Annotated in this window: 19 protein-coding genes; all 19 read right to left on the reverse strand. The window is 46.9% G+C overall.

The window, feature by feature from the left end; all coding sequences use genetic code 11:
• Positions 1 to 63: 63 nt before the first annotated feature.
• The 19 genes from AC2CGA_RS02600 to infB all read right to left on the reverse strand — a co-directional run bounded on the left by AC2CGA_RS02600 (position 64) and on the right by infB (position 20663).
• On the reverse strand, positions 64 to 2424 hold the full coding sequence (locus AC2CGA_RS02600) for an FtsK/SpoIIIE family DNA translocase (RefSeq protein WP_015388225.1): 2361 nt from the start codon (positions 2422 to 2424) through the stop codon (positions 64 to 66).
• Positions 2425 to 2558: 134 nt separating this feature from the next.
• On the reverse strand, positions 2559 to 2768 hold the full coding sequence (locus AC2CGA_RS02605; RefSeq protein WP_003154161.1) for a YlzJ-like family protein: 210 nt from the start codon (positions 2766 to 2768) through the stop codon (positions 2559 to 2561).
• On the reverse strand, positions 2765 to 3502 hold the full coding sequence (locus tag AC2CGA_RS02610; protein ID WP_003154162.1) for a ClpP family protease: 738 nt from the start codon (positions 3500 to 3502) through the stop codon (positions 2765 to 2767). Before AC2CGA_RS02610 ends, AC2CGA_RS02605 begins: the two co-directional genes overlap by 4 nt.
• A 115-nt stretch (positions 3503 to 3617) precedes the next feature.
• On the reverse strand, positions 3618 to 5285 hold the full coding sequence (rnjB, locus tag AC2CGA_RS02615; protein ID WP_003154163.1) for a ribonuclease J2: 1668 nt from the start codon (positions 5283 to 5285) through the stop codon (positions 3618 to 3620).
• Between the two features lie 178 nt (positions 5286 to 5463).
• The gene (gene dapA, locus AC2CGA_RS02620) at positions 5464 to 6333 is read right to left on the reverse strand and encodes a 4-hydroxy-tetrahydrodipicolinate synthase (RefSeq protein ID WP_003154166.1); all 870 of its coding nucleotides are present in this window, start codon (positions 6331 to 6333) and stop codon (positions 5464 to 5466) included.
• 30 nt (positions 6334 to 6363) lie between these two features.
• On the reverse strand, positions 6364 to 7578 hold the full coding sequence (gene dapG, locus AC2CGA_RS02625; RefSeq protein ID WP_003154168.1) for an aspartate kinase: 1215 nt from the start codon (positions 7576 to 7578) through the stop codon (positions 6364 to 6366).
• An 88-nt stretch (positions 7579 to 7666) separates the two neighbouring features.
• Positions 7667 to 8707: an aspartate-semialdehyde dehydrogenase gene (gene asd, locus AC2CGA_RS02630; RefSeq protein WP_003154169.1), complete on the reverse strand. Its 1041-nt coding sequence runs from the start codon at positions 8705 to 8707 to the stop codon at positions 7667 to 7669.
• A 134-nt stretch (positions 8708 to 8841) separates the two neighbouring features.
• Positions 8842 to 9432, reverse strand: a complete 591-nt coding sequence (gene dpaB / locus AC2CGA_RS02635) for a dipicolinate synthase subunit B (RefSeq protein WP_003154171.1) — start codon at positions 9430 to 9432, stop codon at positions 8842 to 8844.
• A 2-nt stretch (positions 9433 to 9434) separates the two neighbouring features.
• Entirely contained in the window at positions 9435 to 10325 is an 891-nt protein-coding gene (gene dpaA / locus AC2CGA_RS02640) for a dipicolinic acid synthetase subunit A (protein ID WP_003154173.1), read from the reverse strand.
• Between the two features lie 156 nt (positions 10326 to 10481).
• Positions 10482 to 10739 carry a YlmC/YmxH family sporulation protein gene (locus tag AC2CGA_RS02645; protein WP_003154176.1) on the reverse strand — a complete coding sequence of 86 codons (258 nt, stop codon included), beginning with the start codon at positions 10737 to 10739 and terminating at the stop codon, positions 10482 to 10484.
• Positions 10740 to 10817: 78 nt separating this feature from the next.
• The gene (locus AC2CGA_RS02650) at positions 10818 to 12053 is read right to left on the reverse strand and encodes a M16 family metallopeptidase (protein WP_003154178.1); all 1236 of its coding nucleotides are present in this window, start codon (positions 12051 to 12053) and stop codon (positions 10818 to 10820) included.
• Between the two features lie 36 nt (positions 12054 to 12089).
• A complete protein-coding gene (locus tag AC2CGA_RS02655) occupies positions 12090 to 13049 on the reverse strand; it encodes a polysaccharide deacetylase family protein (RefSeq protein WP_003154180.1) in 960 nt (319 codons plus the stop codon).
• A 112-nt stretch (positions 13050 to 13161) separates the two neighbouring features.
• A complete protein-coding gene (gene pnp / locus AC2CGA_RS02660) occupies positions 13162 to 15285 on the reverse strand; it encodes a polyribonucleotide nucleotidyltransferase (RefSeq protein ID WP_003154181.1) in 2124 nt (707 codons plus the stop codon).
• 174 nt (positions 15286 to 15459) lie between these two features.
• Positions 15460 to 15729: a 30S ribosomal protein S15 gene (gene rpsO, locus AC2CGA_RS02665; protein WP_003154182.1), complete on the reverse strand. Its 270-nt coding sequence runs from the start codon at positions 15727 to 15729 to the stop codon at positions 15460 to 15462.
• 164 nt (positions 15730 to 15893) lie between these two features.
• Positions 15894 to 16835: a bifunctional riboflavin kinase/FAD synthetase gene (ribF, locus tag AC2CGA_RS02670; protein ID WP_003154183.1), complete on the reverse strand. Its 942-nt coding sequence runs from the start codon at positions 16833 to 16835 to the stop codon at positions 15894 to 15896.
• Between the two features lie 19 nt (positions 16836 to 16854).
• Positions 16855 to 17784, reverse strand: a complete 930-nt coding sequence (truB, locus tag AC2CGA_RS02675) for a tRNA pseudouridine(55) synthase TruB (protein WP_060657306.1) — start codon at positions 17782 to 17784, stop codon at positions 16855 to 16857.
• An 83-nt stretch (positions 17785 to 17867) separates the two neighbouring features.
• A complete protein-coding gene (rbfA, locus tag AC2CGA_RS02680; protein ID WP_003154185.1) occupies positions 17868 to 18221 on the reverse strand; it encodes a 30S ribosome-binding factor RbfA in 354 nt (117 codons plus the stop codon).
• Between the two features lie 16 nt (positions 18222 to 18237).
• Positions 18238 to 18516: a DUF503 domain-containing protein gene (locus AC2CGA_RS02685; protein ID WP_003154188.1), complete on the reverse strand. Its 279-nt coding sequence runs from the start codon at positions 18514 to 18516 to the stop codon at positions 18238 to 18240.
• Positions 18513 to 20663: a translation initiation factor IF-2 gene (gene infB / locus AC2CGA_RS02690; RefSeq protein WP_003154190.1), complete on the reverse strand. Its 2151-nt coding sequence runs from the start codon at positions 20661 to 20663 to the stop codon at positions 18513 to 18515. Before infB ends, AC2CGA_RS02685 begins: the two co-directional genes overlap by 4 nt.
• Positions 20664 to 20674 lie beyond the last annotated feature (11 nt).

Genomic DNA, 20674 nt, shown 5'->3' on the forward strand with positions numbered 1-20674 from the left:
TTAATAAAAAAATAAATAGGAATGATTTTGGTGATATCATTTTCAGTGAAAACTCTCTCCTTTTTAAGAAGAGAGCTCATCATATTGTTCCTTAGATAATAGTACTTCCCTCGGTTTGCTTCCTTCATACGGCCCGACGACGCCCCGTTCCTCCATTGCGTCAATCAGACGGGCAGCTCTCGTATATCCGATTCTGAACCGCCTTTGAAGCATGGAGACTGATGCCGTCTGCATGCCGATAATCAAATCGACCGCTTCGTCATAGAGATCATCCGTTACTTCACTGTGTGTTTCCGACACTTCTTCCGGAATCATCTCTTCTTGATACTGCGCTTTTTGCTGCGTAATGACATGATCGACGACATGCTCAACCTCTTCATCGGATAAGAATGCCCCTTGCACACGCACCGGCTTATTTGCGCCTACAGGCAGAAACAGCATGTCTCCGCGCCCCAGAAGCTTTTCAGCGCCGCCCATGTCTAAAATTGTCCGTGAATCGGTCTGAGATGAGACACTGAAGGCAATTCTTGACGGAATATTGGCTTTAATAACACCGGTAATGACATCGACTGAAGGCCGCTGAGTCGCGATAATCAAATGAATTCCCGCCGCCCGCGCCATCTGTGAAAGTCTCGTAATTGAATCTTCCACGTCGGAAGAAGCGACCATCATCAGATCGGCAAGCTCGTCAACGATGACGACGATGTACGGCAGCTCAGGCTGCTTGACTTCTTCTTCGGCATTTGACCGCTTAATATGGTCGTTATAGCCTTCTATATTTCTCGTACCCGTATGGGAGAAGAGCTCGTAGCGGCGCTCCATCTCATTGACGACCTTTTTCAAAGCCTGCGAGGCCTTTTTCGGATCTGTCACGACCGGCGCAAGCAGATGAGGAATGCCGTTATACACATTCAGCTCAACCATTTTCGGGTCAATCATCATCATCTTCACTTCATGCGGTTTGGCCCTCATCAGAATGCTCGTAATAATACCGTTGACACAGACGCTTTTTCCGCTTCCCGTTGCCCCCGCTACGAGCAGGTGGGGCATTTTGTTCAGTTCGGCAAGCACGGCTTCCCCGGAAATATTTCGTCCCAAGCCGATCAGAAGCTTCGCGTCCGGCTTGTCATTGAGTTTGGATTCAAGCACTTCTTTTAACGAAACCATCGCAACTTCAGCATTGGGCACCTCGATGCCGATTGCTGATTTGCCCGGAATCGGCGCTTCTATCCGGATATCCTTGGCGGCAAGCGCGAGCGCGAGGTCATCGCTCAGATTCACGATTTTACTGACTTTGACCCCGACGTCCGGATACACCTCATATTTTGTGACCGCCGGGCCGAGATGAACTTGGGTCACTTTCGCCTTTACACCGAAGCTTTGAAAAGTCCGTTCGAGTTTTCTTGCATTCTCGTAAATGTTTTTCTTATCGGTCTGCTGGCCGGTATGTTTCGGGTCAGCCAGGATGTCCAATGAAGGCATTTGATAATCTTTATTTTCAAGCTCTGTAAACGTCATCGGCGGAGCCGCAGCCGTTTCGTCACTGTCTTGAACGCCGCCGGAAGGCTCATCTTTTGCCGTTTGCGCCGCCTCCTGCATTTTTTCCGGAATCAGCGGTTCGACGCGTTCTTCCTGACGGTCTGAAAAGCTTGAAATAATCGGCTCTGAATGGATGATCGGCGAAATGATTTCCTCATCCTCTTCTTCGGGCTCAGGCATTTCTTTTTTCTTCTGAACCCGTTTTTGTTTTTTGCCCGATTTGGTTTTTGTTTTCGGCGAAGACATATTCGTTCTGACCGTTTTCATATCCTCAAGAAATGCCTGCCATTGACCGCGGATAAACCGGCCGACGGGGCTCGTCCACTTTTTGAGCGTTTCCTGCAGTGAACGCCCCGTTACAAGAATCAGTCCCATTAAGATCAGCACGATCGCCATGATCTGTGAACCCGTTGATGCAAATAAAAAGTGGGAAGCTGCAAACAGCACCGCGCCGATCATGCCGCCGCCCAAATCAGGGGAAGCAGCCTGCTGTTTCATGTCAATCATAAACAGCTCCCACGTGTTGCCGATGACACTTGCCGACCGAATCGACCCGTGATGAGACAGATTTTTAAAGAGCTGCACGTGAGACAGCAGCAAAATACTGGCGATAATACAGTACAACCCTGCCTTTCTCCTCGTTAAAAGGCTTGGACTCTTCTTTTTCCAAAACAGCGAAATTCCGAGAAGGAAGAGCGCAATTAAGCATAAAATAAACCACTCTCCGGCAAAAAAACGGAACAAGTACACAAATGTCTGTCCCACAACGCCGAGCTGCAAAACAGCAATAATCGAGATTGCAACACAGAGCAGTCCGCTTAGTTCGTATTTTAGATTGAGCTTACTCTCTTGTTTCTTTTTAGATTTCCGTTTTTTCTTTGCCACACTCATCACCTTACTGCGTTAAAAAATGTAAAATCATACATCATGAAGAAAAGCAGCCTTTTGCCGGCTGCATTTTTCTGTAGGATTCCCCTATTATAGCATATTTTGCCCCCGAGAAACGGACTGAATGCCGGTTAGATTTTCAGCTTGATTTTTTGTCCCGGAGCGATGTCCGGATTCAGAAAATCCATCGGGTTCGTACTTAAAATCTGTACGACTTCAGCTTCATTTCCCTTCATCTCAACCAGCAGCGGCACGCCGGCGTAATCTACCTGTTCATGCACGCTTTGCTCTATATCCTGACCGTAAACGACTTCTTGTGGCATGACGGTATAAAGGATCATTGAATCATCCTTCCTTCCTCGCCCTTTCGTTCCTCAATCAGCTGATTCAGCTTTTTTATCGCCTGTCCGACGCCGCCCACGGCATCAATTAATCCGTAATCAGCCGCATCTTTGCCGACTACGTTTGTTCCGATGTCCCTGGTTAAGTTTCCTTTTGAAAACATCAGCTCTTTGAATTTTTCTTCGGAAATATTTGAATGATGGGTCACAAAGTTGACGACCCGCTCCTGCATTTTATCCAGATATTCAAACGTTTGCGGAACGCCGATAACCAGACCTGTAAGCCGAACGGGGTGAATGGTCATTGTCGCTGTCTCCGCGATAAAACTATGATCACATGACACGGCGATCGGCACACCTATGGAGTGGCCCCCGCCGAGTACGATTGAGACGGTCGGTTTTGATAAGGATGCGAGCATTTCCGCAATCGCAAGCCCCGCTTCCACATCGCCTCCGACGGTGTTTAAGATGATCAGAAGTCCTTCGATTTTCGGATTTTGCTCAATGGCGACGATTTGCGGAATGACATGTTCATATTTGGTTGTTTTATTTTGCGGCGGGAGCTGTACGTGCCCCTCAATTTGGCCGATGATCGTCAGGCAGTGAATATTGGTATCTTGGGACATTTGCGGCAGAGATGTCTCTCCCAGCTGCTGAATTTTGCTCATAATGCTGTCTTTCGCATCTGATTTTTCGGGCTGCTGTTCTTCGGTGTTTTCCATACGATGATCCATTTTATCTTTCACCCTTTCCGAATGTCTCTTTGTATTATGAACAAAGATGATGATTTCCATCCGGGACATGAACAAAAACAAAGCCGGAGCATCATGCGCTCCGGCTTTGTATACATTATACTTCCATAATAATCGGAATGATCATCGGCTTGCGTTTTGTTTTTTCATAAAGGAATTGATTCAGCGCATCACGCATTGCTTGTTTCAGCGTGGACCATTCTACGGCAGATGTTTCCGTCGCTTCAGTCACGATAGAGCGGACGAGCTCAGTAGCTTGTACAATTAACCCCTCTGATTCTCTGACATACACGAAACCGCGCGTAATGATCTCAGGGCCTGAAACAAGGTTCTTCTTCTGCTTATCGAGTGAAATCACGACGATGAGAATGCCGTCTTGTGACAATAAGCGGCGGTCTCTCAGCACGATGTTGCCGATGTCGCCGACTCCGAGGCCGTCAATCAGAACGTTTCCGTATGTGACTTTATCCCCGATTTTCACATTCTGGCCGCGGAATTCAACGACATCACCTTTTTCAATCAAGAAAATGTCGCTGCGTTTCATGCCGATCTCTTCTGCGATTTTGGAATGCGCTTTTTGCATTCTGAATTCACCGTTAACCGGAATTAAATATTTCGGTTTCAGCAAATTAAGCATGAGTTTCAATTCTTCCTGCGAACCGTGACCGGACACATGCACTCGTTTTTGGGCGAAAATGACTTGAGCGCCGGCGCGGGCAAGCAGGTTGACGGTTTTGGAATATATCAATTCATGCCCCGGAATCGGTGTTGATGCAATGACAACCGTGTCTCCTTCTTCAATGTTAAGCTGCTTGTGCGCCTGCTTGGCCATTCGCGTAAGAGCGGCCAGCGGCTCACCATGGCTTCCGGCTGTAACAATTGCCACGTCCCGCTTCGGATATTTTTTCACATCCTGCACAGGAATAAACATTTCATCTTCGGCTTCAATATAGCCGAGCTTGCGTCCAAGCTGAAGCACGTTTTGCAGATTTTTTCCGGCGATTGCAAGTTTGCGTCCGTTCTGGACGGCAGCCTGTATCACTTGCTGAATCCGGTTGATATTAGACGCGAATACAGCAATGATGACACGGTTTTCTGAATTGTTCATCGCATCGGAAATTTCACCGCTTACATATGCTTCTGACGGAGTATACCCCGGGCGCTCCGCATTGGCGCTGTCAGAAAGCAGGGCGAGCACGCCGCTGTTTCCGATTTTGGCAATTTCGCCAATATCACATGATTGATGATAAGCAGGCGTCTGGTCAAATTTGAAGTCTCCCGTGCATACAATAGAGCCAAGTGATGTTTTGAAGCTGACTCCCACTGAATCCGGAATACTGTGAATCGTTTTAAAGAACGATACTTTCGTTGATTCAAATGTAATGACTGATTTAGAGTGAACTTCACGTAAATCAGCTTTTCGATTATGCCCGTACTGCTTGAGTTTTTCTCTCAGTAATGCAAGCGTAAGCTTCGTCCCGTATACCGGCACCGACAGCTTGTTCAATAAATAAAAGACGCCCCCGATGTTTTCATCGTGCCCGTGTGTCAGAAAGATGGCCTTCACGCGGTCAGCCCGTTCTACTAAGTAGGAAATATCCGGAATGACGACATCAATACCGAGCATTTCATTTTCAGGGTGCATCAGCCCCGCATCCACTACAAATATGTCTGAGTCAATTTCAATGACATATAGGTTCTTCCCAATTTCTCCGACGCCGCCAAGGGCGATAATTCTGACGTTTTCTGTATTTTTCTTTTTCAAAATCTGTATCCTCCTAGTCTCATACCCGTCCATCATCACTTGTTCCTATTATAACTGATATCAATTTTAGAAAACAAGAAGAAGCGGAAGGTTTAGGGAAAACCAATATGTATACAAAACGGTCAAACTCACGATAAAAATGAGAATGACCGCGTATTTCAACTGTATAAATTTCTTCTTACAGTTCGCTGATGACGCTGCTCAGGCTCAGACGTTCATCTTCATTCAGCGGGATAAGAGGAAGACGCACAGATCCGACATCAAGGCCTTTCAGCTGCAGCGCCGTTTTGACCGGAGCCGGATTAGGCGCTTTAAAGAGCTCCTTCATGATCGGCAGAAGCTTCTGATGAATCAGTGCCGCGGTTGCCGTCTGCCCGTTCGTATAGTTTTTAATCATCTGCTGCATGTCAGAACCCACAATATGGCTGGCCACTGACACGACTCCTCTTCCGCCGACTGCAAGAATAGGAAGCGTTAACCCGTCATCACCTGAATAGACGTAAAAATCTTCCGGTGTTTCGGCAATGATTTTCGTAATGGCATCAAGATCGCCGCTCGCTTCTTTAATCGCAGAGATATTCGGAATCTCCGCAAGTCTGATGGCCGTTTCCGGCGCAAGCGAAGCGACCGTTCTGCCCGGCACGTTGTAAAGCATCACAGGAAGAGACGTTTCTTCAGCTATGGCTTTAAAATGACGGTACATCCCCTCTTGGGAAGGCTTATTATAATACGGCGTGACAAGCATAACGCAATCGACGCCGGCTTCTTCAGCTTTTTTTGTCAGTTTAATGGAGTCTTTCGTATTGTTGCTTCCCGTACCCGCAATAACAGGCACGCGTCCGTTCACTTCTTTGACTGTAAATTCAAAGAGTGCAATTTTTTCTTCCGTTGAAAGTGTCGGGGATTCGCCGGTCGTGCCTGCGACGACTAAAGAATCCGTGCCGTTTTTCAACAAATAGTCGATTAATGTAGACAGTTTTTGAAAGTCTACATTCCCTTTACTGTCAAAGGGGGTAATCATCGCTGTAGATATATTTCCGACATTCATTTTTTTCACCTCATCATGATTCAATCACATTTACTTTGAAAGTTCAAACACTTCATGCAGCGCATTTACGGCCGTTACCATATCTTTTTCATGAACGAGCACCCAGATCGTCGTATGGCTGTCGGCAGATTGCAGAATCGGAATGCCTTTATCAGAAAGTGCGGAGACGATTTTTGACGTGACACCCGGAACACCCATTATTCCGGCGCCGACCGCTGACACTTTCGCACAGCTTTCCGTCACTGTCGGCTCATATCCTAATTCAGCCAAAATGCTGCGCGCGGCTTCCGTTTTACTGCCGGCTACGGTATATACGATTTCACTCGGCGTAATGTTAAAGAAATCTACACTGATTCCGGCATTTGCCATTGCTTTAAAGACTTCAGTCTGAACGTTGTATTGCCCCATTTTGGCGGGAACCTTAAATTGCGTCACGTCTTTCACATGGGCGATCCCCGTAATCAGCCGTTCGAATACATCGCTGCCGATGTTAGACGAATGATGGGACGTCACCAAAGTGCCTTTGTCTTTTGAATAAGTGGAGCGCACGCGGATCGGCACCTTTGCCTGCATGGCGATTTCCACCGCGCGCGGATGAATGACTTTCGCGCCTTGATAAGCAAGGTTGCAGATTTCCGTATATGTGACATTCGGAAGCGGCTTAGCATTTTCCACGATTCTCGGATCGGCTGTCATAACACCTTCCACGTCCGTAAAAATGTCGATAAACTCAGCATCAACCGCCGCGCCGAGCGCCGCCGCTGATGTATCGCTTCCACCTCTGCCGATCGTCGTCGTGTCGCCTTTTTCAGTCGCTCCCTGAAAGCCTGCGACAACGACGGCATCATGGCTGGCGAGTGCAGCGAAAAGCCGCTCTGTTTTCATTTCTATAATTTTGGCGTCAGTATGCTGGGCATTGGTTAAAAAGCCGGCCTGAGCTCCTGTTAAAGCTGCGGCTTTTATGCCGTTTTCCTTCAGCATGCTGGAAAAAACAACGGACGAAATCGTTTCTCCGCAAGACAGAAGCATATCCTGCTCTCTCGGAGAAATGTCGGACTGGCTGCCGTAAAGGAGCCCGATTAAAGAATCTGTCGCGTACGGGTCTCCTTTTCTTCCCATCGCCGATACGACAACGACAACCTTATAACCTTCACTTATGGCATCTTTTATGTGTGCTAGCGCAAGCTTGCGGCCTTTGTCATCTTTTACGGATGTTCCGCCGAATTTTTGAACAATGATCTTCACTATTTTCACTCCAAATTAGTCTGACGTAACAGAAGAGAGCAGGCAGAGCCTTACTCTCTTCTGTTCGCCTATAGAAAATACGTTTGTTTTATACGAGGTTCAGTTTTTGCAGGCTTTCCGCGATTTGAACTGAGTTCCAAGCGGCGCCTTTTAACAGGTTATCAGAAACAACCCACAAATGAAAACCGTTTGCTCTGTCCAAATCTTTCCGAATTCTTCCTACAAATACATCGCGTTTGCCGACGCAATCAGCAGGCATCGGGTAAAGCTGCTCCGCCGGATCATCCTGAAGCGTAACACCCGGAGCTTCTTTTAAAAGCTGTTTAATATCTTCAACGGTTGCGTCATCACGGTCAAGCTCAATGTAAACAGATTCTGAATGCCCTGTTTCAATCGGCAGTCTTACACATGTCGCAGCCACTTCCAGCTTCGGCATATGCATGATTTTTTTCGTTTCATTAATCATTTTCATTTCCTCAAACGTATAGCCGTTGTCTTGGAATTTATCAATTTGCGGAATGGCGTTAAATGCGATTTGATAATGCTTTTTGTCGCCTTTAACCGGCATAATGGACGGTTCTGCGGGTTCATTGTTTAAAATCGCCTTTGTCTGGCTGTACAATTCTTTCGCCGCTTCATTGCCGGCTCCGGACACAGCTTGGTAAGTAGATACAATGACTTTTTTCAAACCGTACGCTTTGCGGATCGGTTCAAGCGCAGCCACCATCTGAATCGTTGAACAGTTAGGGTTGGCGATAATGCCGTTATGTTTGTGCAGATCACCTTCGTTCACCTCAGGCACCACGAGCGGTGTATTTTCGTCCATACGGAATGCGCTCGTATTGTCAATCACGATGGCTCCCCGTTTTACAGCCTCAGGCGCCAAGCTTTGTGATACGCTTCCGCCGGCGCTGAATAACGCGATATGAACGCCTTCGAAGCTTTCAGGAACAGCTTCCTGCACTGTATATTCTTCGCCTTTAAACGTTACTTTCGTACCAGCAGAACGCTTTGAGGATAGTAGTGTGAGTGTTTCGATTTCAAAGTTTCTGTCTTCCAGTGTTTTCAGCATTTGCTGTCCTACGGCTCCCGTCGCTCCGACAACTGCTACGTGTAATCCTCTTCCCATCTGTAAAACTCCTTCCGCCAATTAAGCATCATTTGTTGAATTGACTTTGCATTTTACGTTTTATTTTACCATAGAATAGTCACGGATTGACCGAATTTTTTTATTCCGGAATGATTTTCTGTCATCATGATTTTTTATTCATGATGGTGTACGAGCACCGGCTGAACCTGCTGGTGCAAAAGAGCTTTTTCTACCGTAATCGGAAGGAGATCCATTCTGGCGACGAGCGATGTCGGTTTTTTCACGTGGTCATCCTGGCCGAACGGGATGAAATATATGTTTTTTGCGGACATCAGCCTCATCAAATTCGTTCCGTTTAAACCGAGTCCGTCATTTGTTGAAATTCCGAGCACGACCGGGCGGCCGTTGCGGATCGTGGCTTTCGCAGCCATAAGGACGGGGCTGTCGGTCATCGCATTTGCGAGTTTGCTCATTGAATTTCCGGTTAAAGGGGCGATGACCATGCAGTCGAGCGGAAGTTTCGGCCCGAGTGGCTCCGCTTTTACGATGGAATCAATCGCCTCAAAGCCTGTTGTTTCTTCAATTTTTCTGACCCAATCTCCCCCCTCCCCAAAGCGGGTATCGGTCGATTGAACGGTTGATGTCACGACCGGCCGGACTTCAGCTCCTTGACTGATAAGCGCCTCTATTTGCGGAAACACTTCCTCATATGTGCAATGCGAGCCGGTTAATCCGAATCCAATTCTTTTCCCTTTCAGAGACATGGTTATTTCCCCTCTTTCTTTAAGTCTGCCAAAAGCTTGCTCAATACGTTCGCAATAATCTGTCCGGCTGTTTTCGGGGCCACAATTCCCGGAAGACCCGGAGCAAGCAGCGCTTTAATGCCTTGTTTTTCAGCATATTTGAAATCCGTTCCGCCCGGACGGGATGCTAAATCCAAAATCAAGGTCTTCGGCGTCATGCGCGATAAAACGCTTTGATTCAGAATCAAGCTCGGTACGGTGTTAATGCAGATATCAATATCATTTACATGATCAGTAAGCTCTTCAAGTTGAAAAGGAGAAAGCCCCATTTCCGATATACGGGCTAAATGAGCCGAACTCCGCGCGCCCACTTTTACTTTCGCCCCTAACGCTGCAAACGTCCGGGCGATCGTCATACCGGTGCGCCCCATGCCGAGAACGGCGACATTTGATCCGTGAATGGTATAATCCGTATGCTGAATCGCCATCATGATTGTTCCTTCAACAGTGGGAATCGAGTTGAATATCGCGATGTCGTCCCGCTCAAATAATTTCACAAGCTTACGGCCGGCTTCGCTGGCGATCCCCTCAAGATATGCATTGGAAATGCCTGAATAAATGACGCAATGCTCCGGTGTCCGCTCAAGATAGCTCTGCTTTAATACCACTTCTTCATTTGAAAAAACCGTGGAAACAACGCCTTCTCCGGTCGTTGCCGATACAGGCAGGATGATACTGTCTATTTTTTGAAAGGGAATCTCATCAATTTTGCATTTGACGGTTCCTGTAAAACCGTCATCCAATTGGTCAAACCCTGCAAGATAAATATCGGCATGCTGTTCTGTCAGCTTTCTTATAATCTCAAGCTGTCTTGCGTCACCGCCAATGATCGCAATTGTTAATCCGGTTAACATCTGAAACGTTCACCTTCTTTACAGTTACTGGATCCTTTAAGTGTCATCCTCCTCTTCATCGTATGTGCAAAGAGAAAGGGCGGTGAATGTACAGCGTCTTTTTCATAAAAAAAGCACCGGCTGTATGAGCCGGTGCTTGCAAAAAATGAATAAGATCTACTCTTCGGGAGGCGTGATCTCCCCCGGAACGTCTAAAATGATCATGTCTGACCCGATTTTTTGGATATGGTTCCAGGGGACGCGGATGTCGTGGCCTTGTTTTCGCAGTCCGAACCATTTTACCGTCGGTATCAACAGCGCGGTAATTTGTCCGTCCTGTTCATTAATTTCCAAATCGGTCTGGCCGAGCACGCCGAGCCGCTCTGCCCGTTTAATGTCCACAATTTCTTTACCTGACAGTTCACTGAGCCTCATGATAGCCACCCCCTTGTACTATATGACCCGGAGCAAAAAAAAATGCCTGCCCCGTACAGAGGCAGACTGCTTTGCAGCTTAAGACGAGGCCGGTATATTGCCGGTCGGGCTGATGAGCGATAGTGCGTAATCATCCGTAAATAAGCGGCGGCTGAGGCCGTTGACGCTTTCCAGGCTGACCGCATTTAATTCAGCGATAATTTCATCCATAGTCTTATGCTTTCCGAGCAGGAGTTCATTTTTCCCGTTCCGGCTCATTTTGCTGTTTGTGCTTTCTAAGCTGAGCATTAAGCTCCCCTTCATTTGCTCTTTGCTGTTTTCCAGCTCTTTCGGGGTGATACCGTCACGTTTTAGAACCGATAACGTTTCCTGAATGGTTTCAGACAGAAGTCCGAGCTGATTCGCGCCGGTGCCTCCGTAAATCGTCAGCATACCGCTGTCTTCATAGGAACTGTGATAGCTGTATACAGAATAGGCCAGTCCTTTATCTTCGCGCACATCCTGGAAAAGACGGCTGCTCATGCTTCCGCCAAGCACGTTGTTTAAGACGATCAAATCGTAAATGTCCGGATCTCCGACTTTCAGGCCTTTGAAACCGAGACAGAGATGCGCCTGTTCGGTGTCTTTTTTTCTCGTCAGCTTTTCATAATGAAACTCAGGCTCGCTGATGCCGCTTGCTTTGCCCTTCGCTTCGTATGTACCGAACCATTTCTCCACGTCTTTAATGAATTGTTCCGTTACATTTCCGGCGACAGAAATGACGACGCGGTCCGGCGTGTAAAAGTCATCCATATGCTGTCTGAGAGAATCGCCGTTAAACGACGAAAGCGTTTCCTCCGTCCCGAGAATCGGGTATCCGAGCGAATGATTGCCGTATGTCGCTTTGCTCAGCAGATCGTGGACAATGTCATCCGGTGCGTCTTCATACATTTTGATTTCTTCATATACGACGTTCTTTTCTTTTTTGAGCTCATCTTCGTCAAAAGCAGAATGAAAGAACATATCAGCCAGCACATCAAGTGCGTAGTTTGCATGCTCATCCAGCACTTTGGCGTAATAGCACGTATATTCTTTTGAAGTGAAGGCATTCACTTGGCCGCCTATCCGATCGAAGGATTCTGCGATTTCACGTGCGGACCTGGTATTTGTTCCTTTAAAAAACATATGTTCAAGAAAGTGCGAAATACCGTTTGTCTCCGGCGTTTCATGACGTGATCCCGTCCCGATCCATACGCCGATTGCCACAGACCGCACCGTTGGATTATTTTCAAGCACAACTCTTACACCGTTTTGGCATGTATAGCGTTTTATCAAGTCTGTTCCTCCTATTCAAAGACAGGCAACTGCCTGCTACTTCATCAGCCTGTTTTCATCCATTAAGTCAGACACTGAGCCGAGCGCGTAGCCTTTTTCTTTGATTTTTGCAATCAGTGTATCCAGGCTTTTCGCAGTCGGATCAGTCGGATGCATTAAAATCATGGCTCCGTTATGTATTTTGCTCAAGACCCTTGTTTGTAAAACAGCGGGAGACGGTTTTTGCCAGTCAATGGTGTCAACGGTCCACATGATGGTGCCCATTCCTTTTTCCGCCGCAAGGTCGACCACGGCTTTTCTGAAGCTGCCGCTTGGCGGCGCAAACCATTTCGGCTTCATGCCGAGCGTCTCGCTGATTTGTGCATTGGTTTTGTCAAGCTGTTCGGAAATGCTTCCTGAAGTCAGTTTGCTCATATCAGGGTGATTGTATGAATGATTTCCGATTTCATGTCCGTCTGCCGCTATTTTTTTCCCCAGTTCCTGATTGTTTTTCAGCCATTTCCCTTCAAGAAAGAAAGTTGCTTTGACCTGGTGCTGCTTCAGAATAGGCAGCATTTGCTCCACGTATTCATTTCCCCAGGCGACATTTATCAGGAAGGCGACCATCGGTTTGTCGGGATTTCCTTTATAAATGGGTTCGGGCGCCAGAGAATCAAGATGGACTTTCGGCTTTACCTGCTCATAGACAAGGTCGTCTTCGTGAAATTCTCCGTCCTTTTTCATTTGTTTATAGGATTTTTCCACATTGACTTTTAAACCGTTATATCCCGGTATACTCTTCCATATTTTATCAATCCGAGCGTCTTGCGGCTTCACTTCATACTCTGACGCTTTTTGCAGTAATTCTTCATAGAGCGGATCTTTTGATGCTGACACAGTTACCGCGTCTTTTTTCATTGCGTCTATGTAATCAACTGTATACGGGTTTTTTAACATTTCAAACGAAACAAAAAAAAGAAATAAAAAAACGGCAAACGGCACGAATTTTTTCAACATGTCCTTCCCCCCTCATCACACATTATGTATGAGGAGGACAAGGTAGAACCCGTCTGTTGTCTTTCTCAAAATAAAGAAGCCGGGTCTCCCAGGCTCCTTGTTAGGTTTTCATTTAAGATTGTTGTTGTTCCTGTTCTTTTTCTTTCTCTTCGCGCAGCACTGCTTTACGCGACAGATTCACTCGTCCCTGTTTGTCAATTTCAGTTACCTTCACAAGGATTTCGTCACCGATTTTCACAACATCCTCAACCTTGCCGACCCGTTCGAGCGCTAGTTCAGAGATGTGAACGAGACCGTCTTTTCCGCTGAAGATTTCAACGAAAGCGCCGAATTTCTCAATCCGTTTCACTTTACCGAGGTAAAGCTGGCCGACTTCGACTTCTCTGACAAGATCTTCGATGATTTTTTTCGCTTTTTGGTTGCTGCTTTCATCAGTAGAAGAAATAAAGATGGTGCCGTCTTGTTCAATGTCAATTTTAACACCGGTATCTTCAATGATTTTGTTGATTTGTTTACCGCTCGGTCCGATAACGTCACGGATTTTATCCGGATTAATGGTCATCGTTAAAATTTTCGGCGCATATTGAGAAAGTTCTTTTCTTGATTCACCAAGCGTGCTGAGCATGCTGTCCAAGATTTCCATTCTTCCTTTTTTCGCCTGCTGAAGCGCTTCTTCAAGAATTTCTCTTGAAAGGCCTTCAATTTTAATGTCCATTTGCAGCGCTGTCACGCCTTTTTCCGTGCCGGCTACTTTAAAGTCCATGTCACCGAGGGCGTCTTCCATCCCTTGAATATCCGTCAATACTGTATAGTACTCGCCTGATTTCACAAGTCCCATCGCGATACCTGCAACAGGGGCTTTAATCGGAACACCTGCGTCCATCATGGCAAGCGTACTTGCGCAGATGCTGGCCTGTGAAGTGGAACCGTTTGATTCAAGCACTTCAGATACGAGGCGGACCGTATACGGGAAGTCTTTTTCATTCGGAATGACCGGCTCAAGCGCACGCTCTCCAAGAGCACCGTGACCGATCTCACGGCGTCCCGGTCCGCGCATCGGGCCTGTCTCCCCTACGCTGAACTGCGGGAAGTTATAATGATGCATAAAGCGTTTTGACTCTTCCACGCCTAAACCGTCAAGAATCTGAACGTCTCCAAGGGCGCCTAATGTACAAACGCTGAGCGCCTGCGTCTGTCCTCTCGTAAACAGCCCGGATCCGTGCGTTCTCGGCAGAAGACCGACTTCTGAAGAAAGCGGGCGGATTTGATCAACGCCGCGGCCGTCCGGACGGACTTTTTCTTCTGTGATCAAACGGCGCACTTCGTTTTTCACGAGTTTAGACAGTGTCTGTTTCACTTTTTTAATTGTATCTTCATCATGCTCTTCTTCTTCGAATTTCGCGACAACTGCATTTTTCACTTCATTGATCGCGTCTTCGCGAGCATGTTTTTCGTGAACCTGAATGGCGCTGAGAAGATCCGGCTCCGCAAGGCTTTTTACTTTTGCGCTGAGCTCTTCGTCAATTTCATACAGTTCGATCTCTGTTTTCTCTTTGCCGACTGCTGCGACGATTTCTTCTTGGAATGCGATCAGGCGCTTAATTTCTTCGTGACCGAACATAATCGCCTCAAGCATGATTTCTTCAGGAACTTCATCCGCTCCGGCTTCCACCATGTTGATGGCATCTTTTGTGCCTGCAACGATGAGGTTGATATCACTTTTTTCAAGCTGGTCAACCGTCGGATTGATGACGAATTTCCCGTCAATGCGGCCTACCGTCACACCCGCGATCGGGCCTTCAAACGGGATATCGGAAACGCAAAGAGCGAGTGATGAACCGAACATTGCAGCCATTTCAGATGAGCAGTCCTGATCAACACTCATGACAATGCTGATGACCTGTACTTCGTTACGGAATCCGTCTGCGAAAAGCGGGCGGATCGGACGGTCGATCAGACGGCTGGCTAAAACGGCCTTTTCACTTGGACGGCCTTCTCTTTTAATAAAACCGCCCGGAATTTTACCTACTGCGTATAATCTTTCTTCATAGTTAACGGTAAGCGGGAAAAAATCTAGCGGTTTCGGTTCTTTTGATGCGGTTGCTGTGCTGAGCACTGCAGTATCGCCGTAGCGGACCATGACAGCGCCGTTTGCCTGTTTGGCAAGCTGGCCGGCTTCTACTGTAAGCTGTCTGCCGGCCCAATCTATGGTAAAGACATGTTTCTCTTGTCCCATTCGATTACGAGCTCCTCTCTTAATGTGTGAAATAATCAATTACTCCTATTATGAACGAAATGAATTGAACATATCAATGTCAAAGTAGTATGTAAAAGGATTTCATTGTTTTTTTATTATTATTTTTTTCGCTTTAATACGATAAAAAAGCGGGAATCCTCCCGCTTTTTACGATTATCGACGTAAGCCTAGTTTGTTAATTAACTCACGGTAACGAGTTACGTCTTTATTACGCAGATACGTAAGAAGATTACGACGTTTACCTACCATTTTAAGAAGACCGCGACGTGAGTGGTGATCTTTCTTGTGAGTACGCAAATGCTCGTTCAAGTTGTTAATTGAGTCTGTTAGGATAGCGATCTGAACTTCTGGAGAACCAGTATCAGATTCGTGTGTTTTGAACTCGCTGATGAGTTGATTTTTACGCTCTTGAGTAATTGCCATCCTGTTTCACCTCCATATCATAATTAGCCCCAGTTACCTAGCAACCGTCGGTGACTTCGGATTGCCAAGCAATGGTTTTAAGACTACGAAACATATGATACTAAAAATCGCGCCCATATGCAAATCTTTTAGAATAAAATTTGTGTACTTTTGATGTTTTTCCGTTATTTGCTGAAAAAACGGATCGCTTCTTGTTTGTCTTTCCCGATCTGAGCCGTCAGTTCATCGATGCCGTTAAACTTCCGTTCGCTTCGGATTCGTTTGTACCACTCGATTTTAACGTCTTCTCCGTATACATCCTGTTGAAAATTAAACAAATGAACTTCAATTGACGGCTGATCGGGACGCTTTTCATAAAAGGTCGGTTTGTAGCCGATGTTGCAGACGCCTTCATACACCTCGCCTTTTATTTCGGCTTTCACTGCATACACGCCTGTCGGCGGCACGATATAGCTGTTGTGCAGGCCGATATTCGCGGTCGGAAAACCGATGGTGCGGCCTCTCTTGTCTCCGTGAATCACAGTGCCCCGGATAAAATACGGCTGACCGAGAAGAGTGTGCGCAAGTTCAACGTCACCATCCTGGAGCGCTGACCGGATATAAGTGGAGCTGATCTTTCTGTCCTGCTCGGTCTGTTTCTCGACAGTCGTGCATCCGGCCTTGCCGTTTAAATCGTCCGGCAGCGTCTCCATCGTGCCTTTTCCGTATTTTCCGTACGTAAAATCGAAGCCTCCCACAGCGTGCCGCGCGTTCAACCCTAAAATATACTCCTCGGCAAACTGTTTTGGAGACAGAGACGCAAACGCTTCATCAAACTTTACGACATACAGCACATCAGCGCCTAAACGCCCGATCTGGCTGATTTTATCTTCAAGCGGCGTAATCAGATCCTTTGGCTCTTTGTCCCTGCCCAACACATGGGAAGGGTGTGGATGAAACGTCATAACGGCCAGCGACAGGCCTTTTTCTTCGGCAATTTGTCTGGCTGTTCCGATTACTTTCCGGTGTCCCAAATGAACGCCGTCAAAGTAGCCGAGCGCCATGACAGACGCCGGCTGCTCTTCTTTTTGTAAATGATGCGGATGAGAAATATGTATCGTCTTCACAGAACGGTCACCTTTTTTCTTATTGTTCGCTTTTTTGCATGAGCACTTTAGCCGGTTTCAGCAGTCCTTTTTTTGAAGGATGCGGCATATAAATGGCCACACATTCTCCGTCTTCAGTACAGACCGCTATACGGGCGTCAGCTGTCATTGCAGAAAATTCCGCCGGGATGTCAAACACTGACCCGTTTTCAGCTTTCTTAGCTAATGTATCACTTATGACCCATTTCGGCAAATGATTGAGCGCTCTATCGATCGGCACGGCATGCTCTGCAACCGTTCCGTCCGAAACCTGCTGTTCAAGTTGCTCAAACGTGAAACATTCATCAAGGCTGAAATCGCCCGAAGCAGTGCGGATGAGATGCGACATATGCGCGGGATAGCCGAGTTTTTCACCGATTGTCACCGCCAACGTTCTGACGTAAGTGCCTTTTGAGCACGTGACTGTAAAGCGGAATGATGCTGTGTCTTCGTTATAAGTGACATGGGAAGTGAGCGCGATATCTTCAATCGTGATATTCCGCTTCGGCCGCTCCACTTCAATACCCGCTCTGGCGTATTCATAGAGCTTTTTCCCGTTGACCTTTACCGCGGAATACATCGGCGGCACTTGCTCCTGCGGTCCCTTCAATTCGTCTAAAACGGCTTTGATATCCGCTTCTTCCAGCGGCTCCCTGACAGGTTTTACGCTGACCGTTTCTCCAGTCTGATCTTCGGTCGATGTGGAGAAACCGAGAGTGATCTCAGCATCGTACGTTTTTGACTTGTCGGTGACGTACTCAACGATCTTTGTAGCCCGTCCGACACAGATCGGCAGTACGCCTGACACTTCCGGATCAAGGGTTCCCGTATGCCCGACTTTCTTTGTTTTTAACAGTTTTCTTATTTTCATTACACAGTCGTGAGAAGTCATGCCGACCGGTTTATGTAAAAGGAGAACTCCGTTAACCATCTGTCTTTCGCTCCTTTGTTATCAATTGTATCCCGTAAAACGCAGAAAAGAGGACAGACGACACTCGCCCATCCTCTTTCCCGTTATTCAGACGGTTTATCTGAATGCAGTTCGTGAATCAATGTTTCAATACGATTGCCGTACTCAATTGATTCATCAAATTCAAATTCAAGCTCAGGCGTTTTGCGGAGTCTGATTCGGCTGCCGATTTCGGAACGGATAAATCCTTTCGCTTTCTCAAGCCCTTTCAGCGCCTCTTCTTTCTTTTTCTCTCCGCCGAGAACGGAGATATACACCTTCGCTATTTGCAAATCACCTGAAACACGTACGTCTGTTACAGTGAGAAATCCGATTCTCGGGTCTTTCAGCTTTCGGCTGATAATATCCCCGAGCTCTTTTTTCATCTGCTCGCCGACACGGTTTGCTCTCATACTCAATTCAATCACCTCTAAGTTAAAACCACTCTGTTCTAGTGATCGTCCGTTCTATCTCGGGAAAGGAGTCAATAAACGCGAGTACGCGCTGGATCTCCTTTTCCGCCTGAACGTGAGAGGAAGAGACGACAGCGATTCCGAAGCTGGTCCGCTGCCAAGTGTCCTGATAGCCGATTTCTGCGGCCGACACGTTGAACTTATTCTGAACCCTCGTTATAATCCGCTTCAGAACGGCTCGTTTCTCCTTTAATGATCCCGCATCATAAATGATGCATTCACATTCCGCAAATCCGATCACTTTCTTTCGATTTCCTGCATGACATACGCTTCAAGGACGTCGCCTTCGCGAATGTCATTGTATTTCTTAATCGTTATACCACATTCATATCCTTGTGAAACTTCTTTCACATCATCTTTGAAGCGTTTCAGAACGTCTACTTCCCCTTCGAAGATGACCACGCCGTCACGGATCAGGCGGAGTCCGCTGTCACGTGTAATGTGGCCGTCTGTTACATATCCGCCGGCAATCGTGCCGATTTTCGACACTTTGAATGTTTGGCGCACTTCAACCTGACCGATGACTTTTTCTTCGTATTCAGGATCAAGCATTCCTTTCATCGCCGCTTCAATTTCTTCGATGACTTTGTAAATGATACGGTGAAGACGGATATCTACATTTTCAGCTTCAGCCGTGCTCTTAGCATTTCCGTCTGGGCGCACATTAAACCCGATAACGATTGCATTTGAAGCTGATGCGAGAATGATGTCTGATTCCGTAATCGCACCGACGCCTGTGTGAATGATTTTCACTTTTACGCCTTCTACTTCAATTTTTTGAAGAGCGGCTGTTAACGCTTCAGCTGAACCTTGAACGTCAGCTTTTACGATTAAATTGATGTCTTTAACATCGCCTTGTTTAATTTGTTCAAACAGATCATCGAGGCTCAGCTTCGCTTTGTCGCTGCGCTGTTCTTCCAGTTGCTTGGAAGCGCGTGCTTCACCGACAGAACGGGCTGTTTTTTCATCTTTAAAGACGAGGAATTGATCGCCAGCCTGCGGTACGTCGTTTAAGCCCGTGATTTCTACAGGTGTGGACGGTCCGGCTGTTTTCACGCGGCGGCCGAGGTCATTGACCATGGCCCGCACGCGGCCGAATGTATTTCCGACAACGATCGGATCTCCGACATGCAATGTTCCCGTTTGAACGAGAAGTGTTGCGACAGAACCTCTTCCTTTATCGAGCTCAGCTTCAATAACCGTTCCTTTTGCCTGACGGTTCGGATTGGCTTTCAGCTCTTCCACTTCACTGACAAGCAGAATCATTTCGACAAGCTCGTCAATTCCCTTGCCTGTAAGAGCGGACAGAGGAACGAAAATCGTTTCTCCTCCCCATGCTTCAGGAACGAGTCCGTATTCAGTCAGCTCCTGCATGACACGGTCAGGGTTCGCGCTTTCTTTATCCACTTTATTCACGGCAACGATAATCGGAACCTCAGCCGCTTTCGCATGGTTGATGGCTTCGACTGTTTGCGGCATAACGCCGTCATCAGCCGCTACGACTAAAATGGTAATATCAGTTACTTCCGCACCGCGCGCACGCATTGTTGTGAACGCCGCGTGTCCCGGAGTATCTAAGAACGTGATTTTTTTGCCGTTTTCTTCGATCTGGTACGCCCCGATATGCTGGGTGATTCCGCCGGCTTCACCTTCAACAACTTTTGTTTTTCTGATGCTGTCAAGGAGGGTCGTTTTCCCGTGGTCAACGTGGCCCATGATCGTCACGACAGGCGGACGGATTTGAAGATCTTCTTCTTTGTCAGCCTCTTCATATTTTTCAAGCTCTGTTTCTTCGAGCACAATCACTTCTTCTGTTTCCACACCGTATTCAGATGCGATCAGTTCGATTGTGTCTTTGTCAAGCTCCTGGTTAATCGTAGCCATTACGCCCAGAAGCATCAGTTTTTTAATGAGTTCAGACGGTTCTTTGCCAAGTTCTTCGGCTAAGGCCCCGACTGTTAAAGAGCCGGAAAACGTAATTTTCTCAGGAAGCTCTTTTTTCGGTTTCAGCGGTTTTTGCTGATACTGATTTTTGTTGTTATGATTGCGTTTGTTTTTGTTTTTGTTGTTGTTGTTATTCTTCTTGTTTTTGTTAAATTGATTATTCTGCACGTCATTCTTCTTTCCGTCTCGAATTTTGTTTGGTTGATTCCCAGCAGGCTGCTGATTAATCCCTTGCGGCTTGTTTTTGTTCGTTTCCGCAGGCTTCTGAGATGTAACGCCGGCGCCGCCTTTTTTAAATTTCGCATCAAGCTGCTTAATGGTCTTTTCTTCAAGCATTGCCATATGGTTATTTACTACTATATCCATGTTTTTCAGCGCAGTCAAAATTTCCTTGCTTGAAACATTGATGGCTTTTGCATATTCGTAAACTCTCATTTTAGCCATTCGTTCACCCC

The sequence above is a fragment of the Bacillus sp. SYZHCR11 genome (assembly GCF_057196865.1).

Bases quoted from the DNA above. Each gene is read 5' to 3' on its own strand.
- AC2CGA_RS02605 (WP_003154161.1), bottom strand. From the start codon at position 2,768: ATGATCCTTTATACCGTCATGCCACAAGAAGTCGTTTACGGTCAGGAT.
- AC2CGA_RS02610 (WP_003154162.1), bottom strand. From the start codon at position 3,502: ATGGATCATCGTATGGAAAACACCGAAGAACAGCAGCCCGAAAAATCA.
- dapA (WP_003154166.1), bottom strand. From the start codon at position 6,333: ATGAATGTCGGAAATATATCTACAGCGATGATTACCCCCTTTGACAGT.
- asd (WP_003154169.1), bottom strand. From the start codon at position 8,707: ATGGGAAGAGGATTACACGTAGCAGTTGTCGGAGCGACGGGAGCCGTA.
- dpaB (WP_003154171.1), bottom strand. From the start codon at position 9,432: ATGTCTCTGAAAGGGAAAAGAATTGGATTCGGATTAACCGGCTCGCAT.
- dpaA (WP_003154173.1), bottom strand. From the start codon at position 10,325: ATGTTAACCGGATTAACAATTGCGATCATTGGCGGTGACGCAAGACAG.
- AC2CGA_RS02645 (WP_003154176.1), bottom strand. From the start codon at position 10,739: ATGAGGCTCAGTGAACTGTCAGGTAAAGAAATTGTGGACATTAAACGG.
- AC2CGA_RS02655 (WP_003154180.1), bottom strand. From the start codon at position 13,049: ATGTTGAAAAAATTCGTGCCGTTTGCCGTTTTTTTATTTCTTTTTTTT.
- pnp (WP_003154181.1), bottom strand. From the start codon at position 15,285: ATGGGACAAGAGAAACATGTCTTTACCATAGATTGGGCCGGCAGACAG.
- rpsO (WP_003154182.1), bottom strand. From the start codon at position 15,729: ATGGCAATTACTCAAGAGCGTAAAAATCAACTCATCAGCGAGTTCAAA.
- truB (WP_060657306.1), bottom strand. From the start codon at position 17,784: ATGGTTAACGGAGTTCTCCTTTTACATAAACCGGTCGGCATGACTTCT.
- infB (WP_003154190.1), bottom strand. From the start codon at position 20,663: ATGGCTAAAATGAGAGTTTACGAATATGCAAAAGCCATCAATGTTTCA.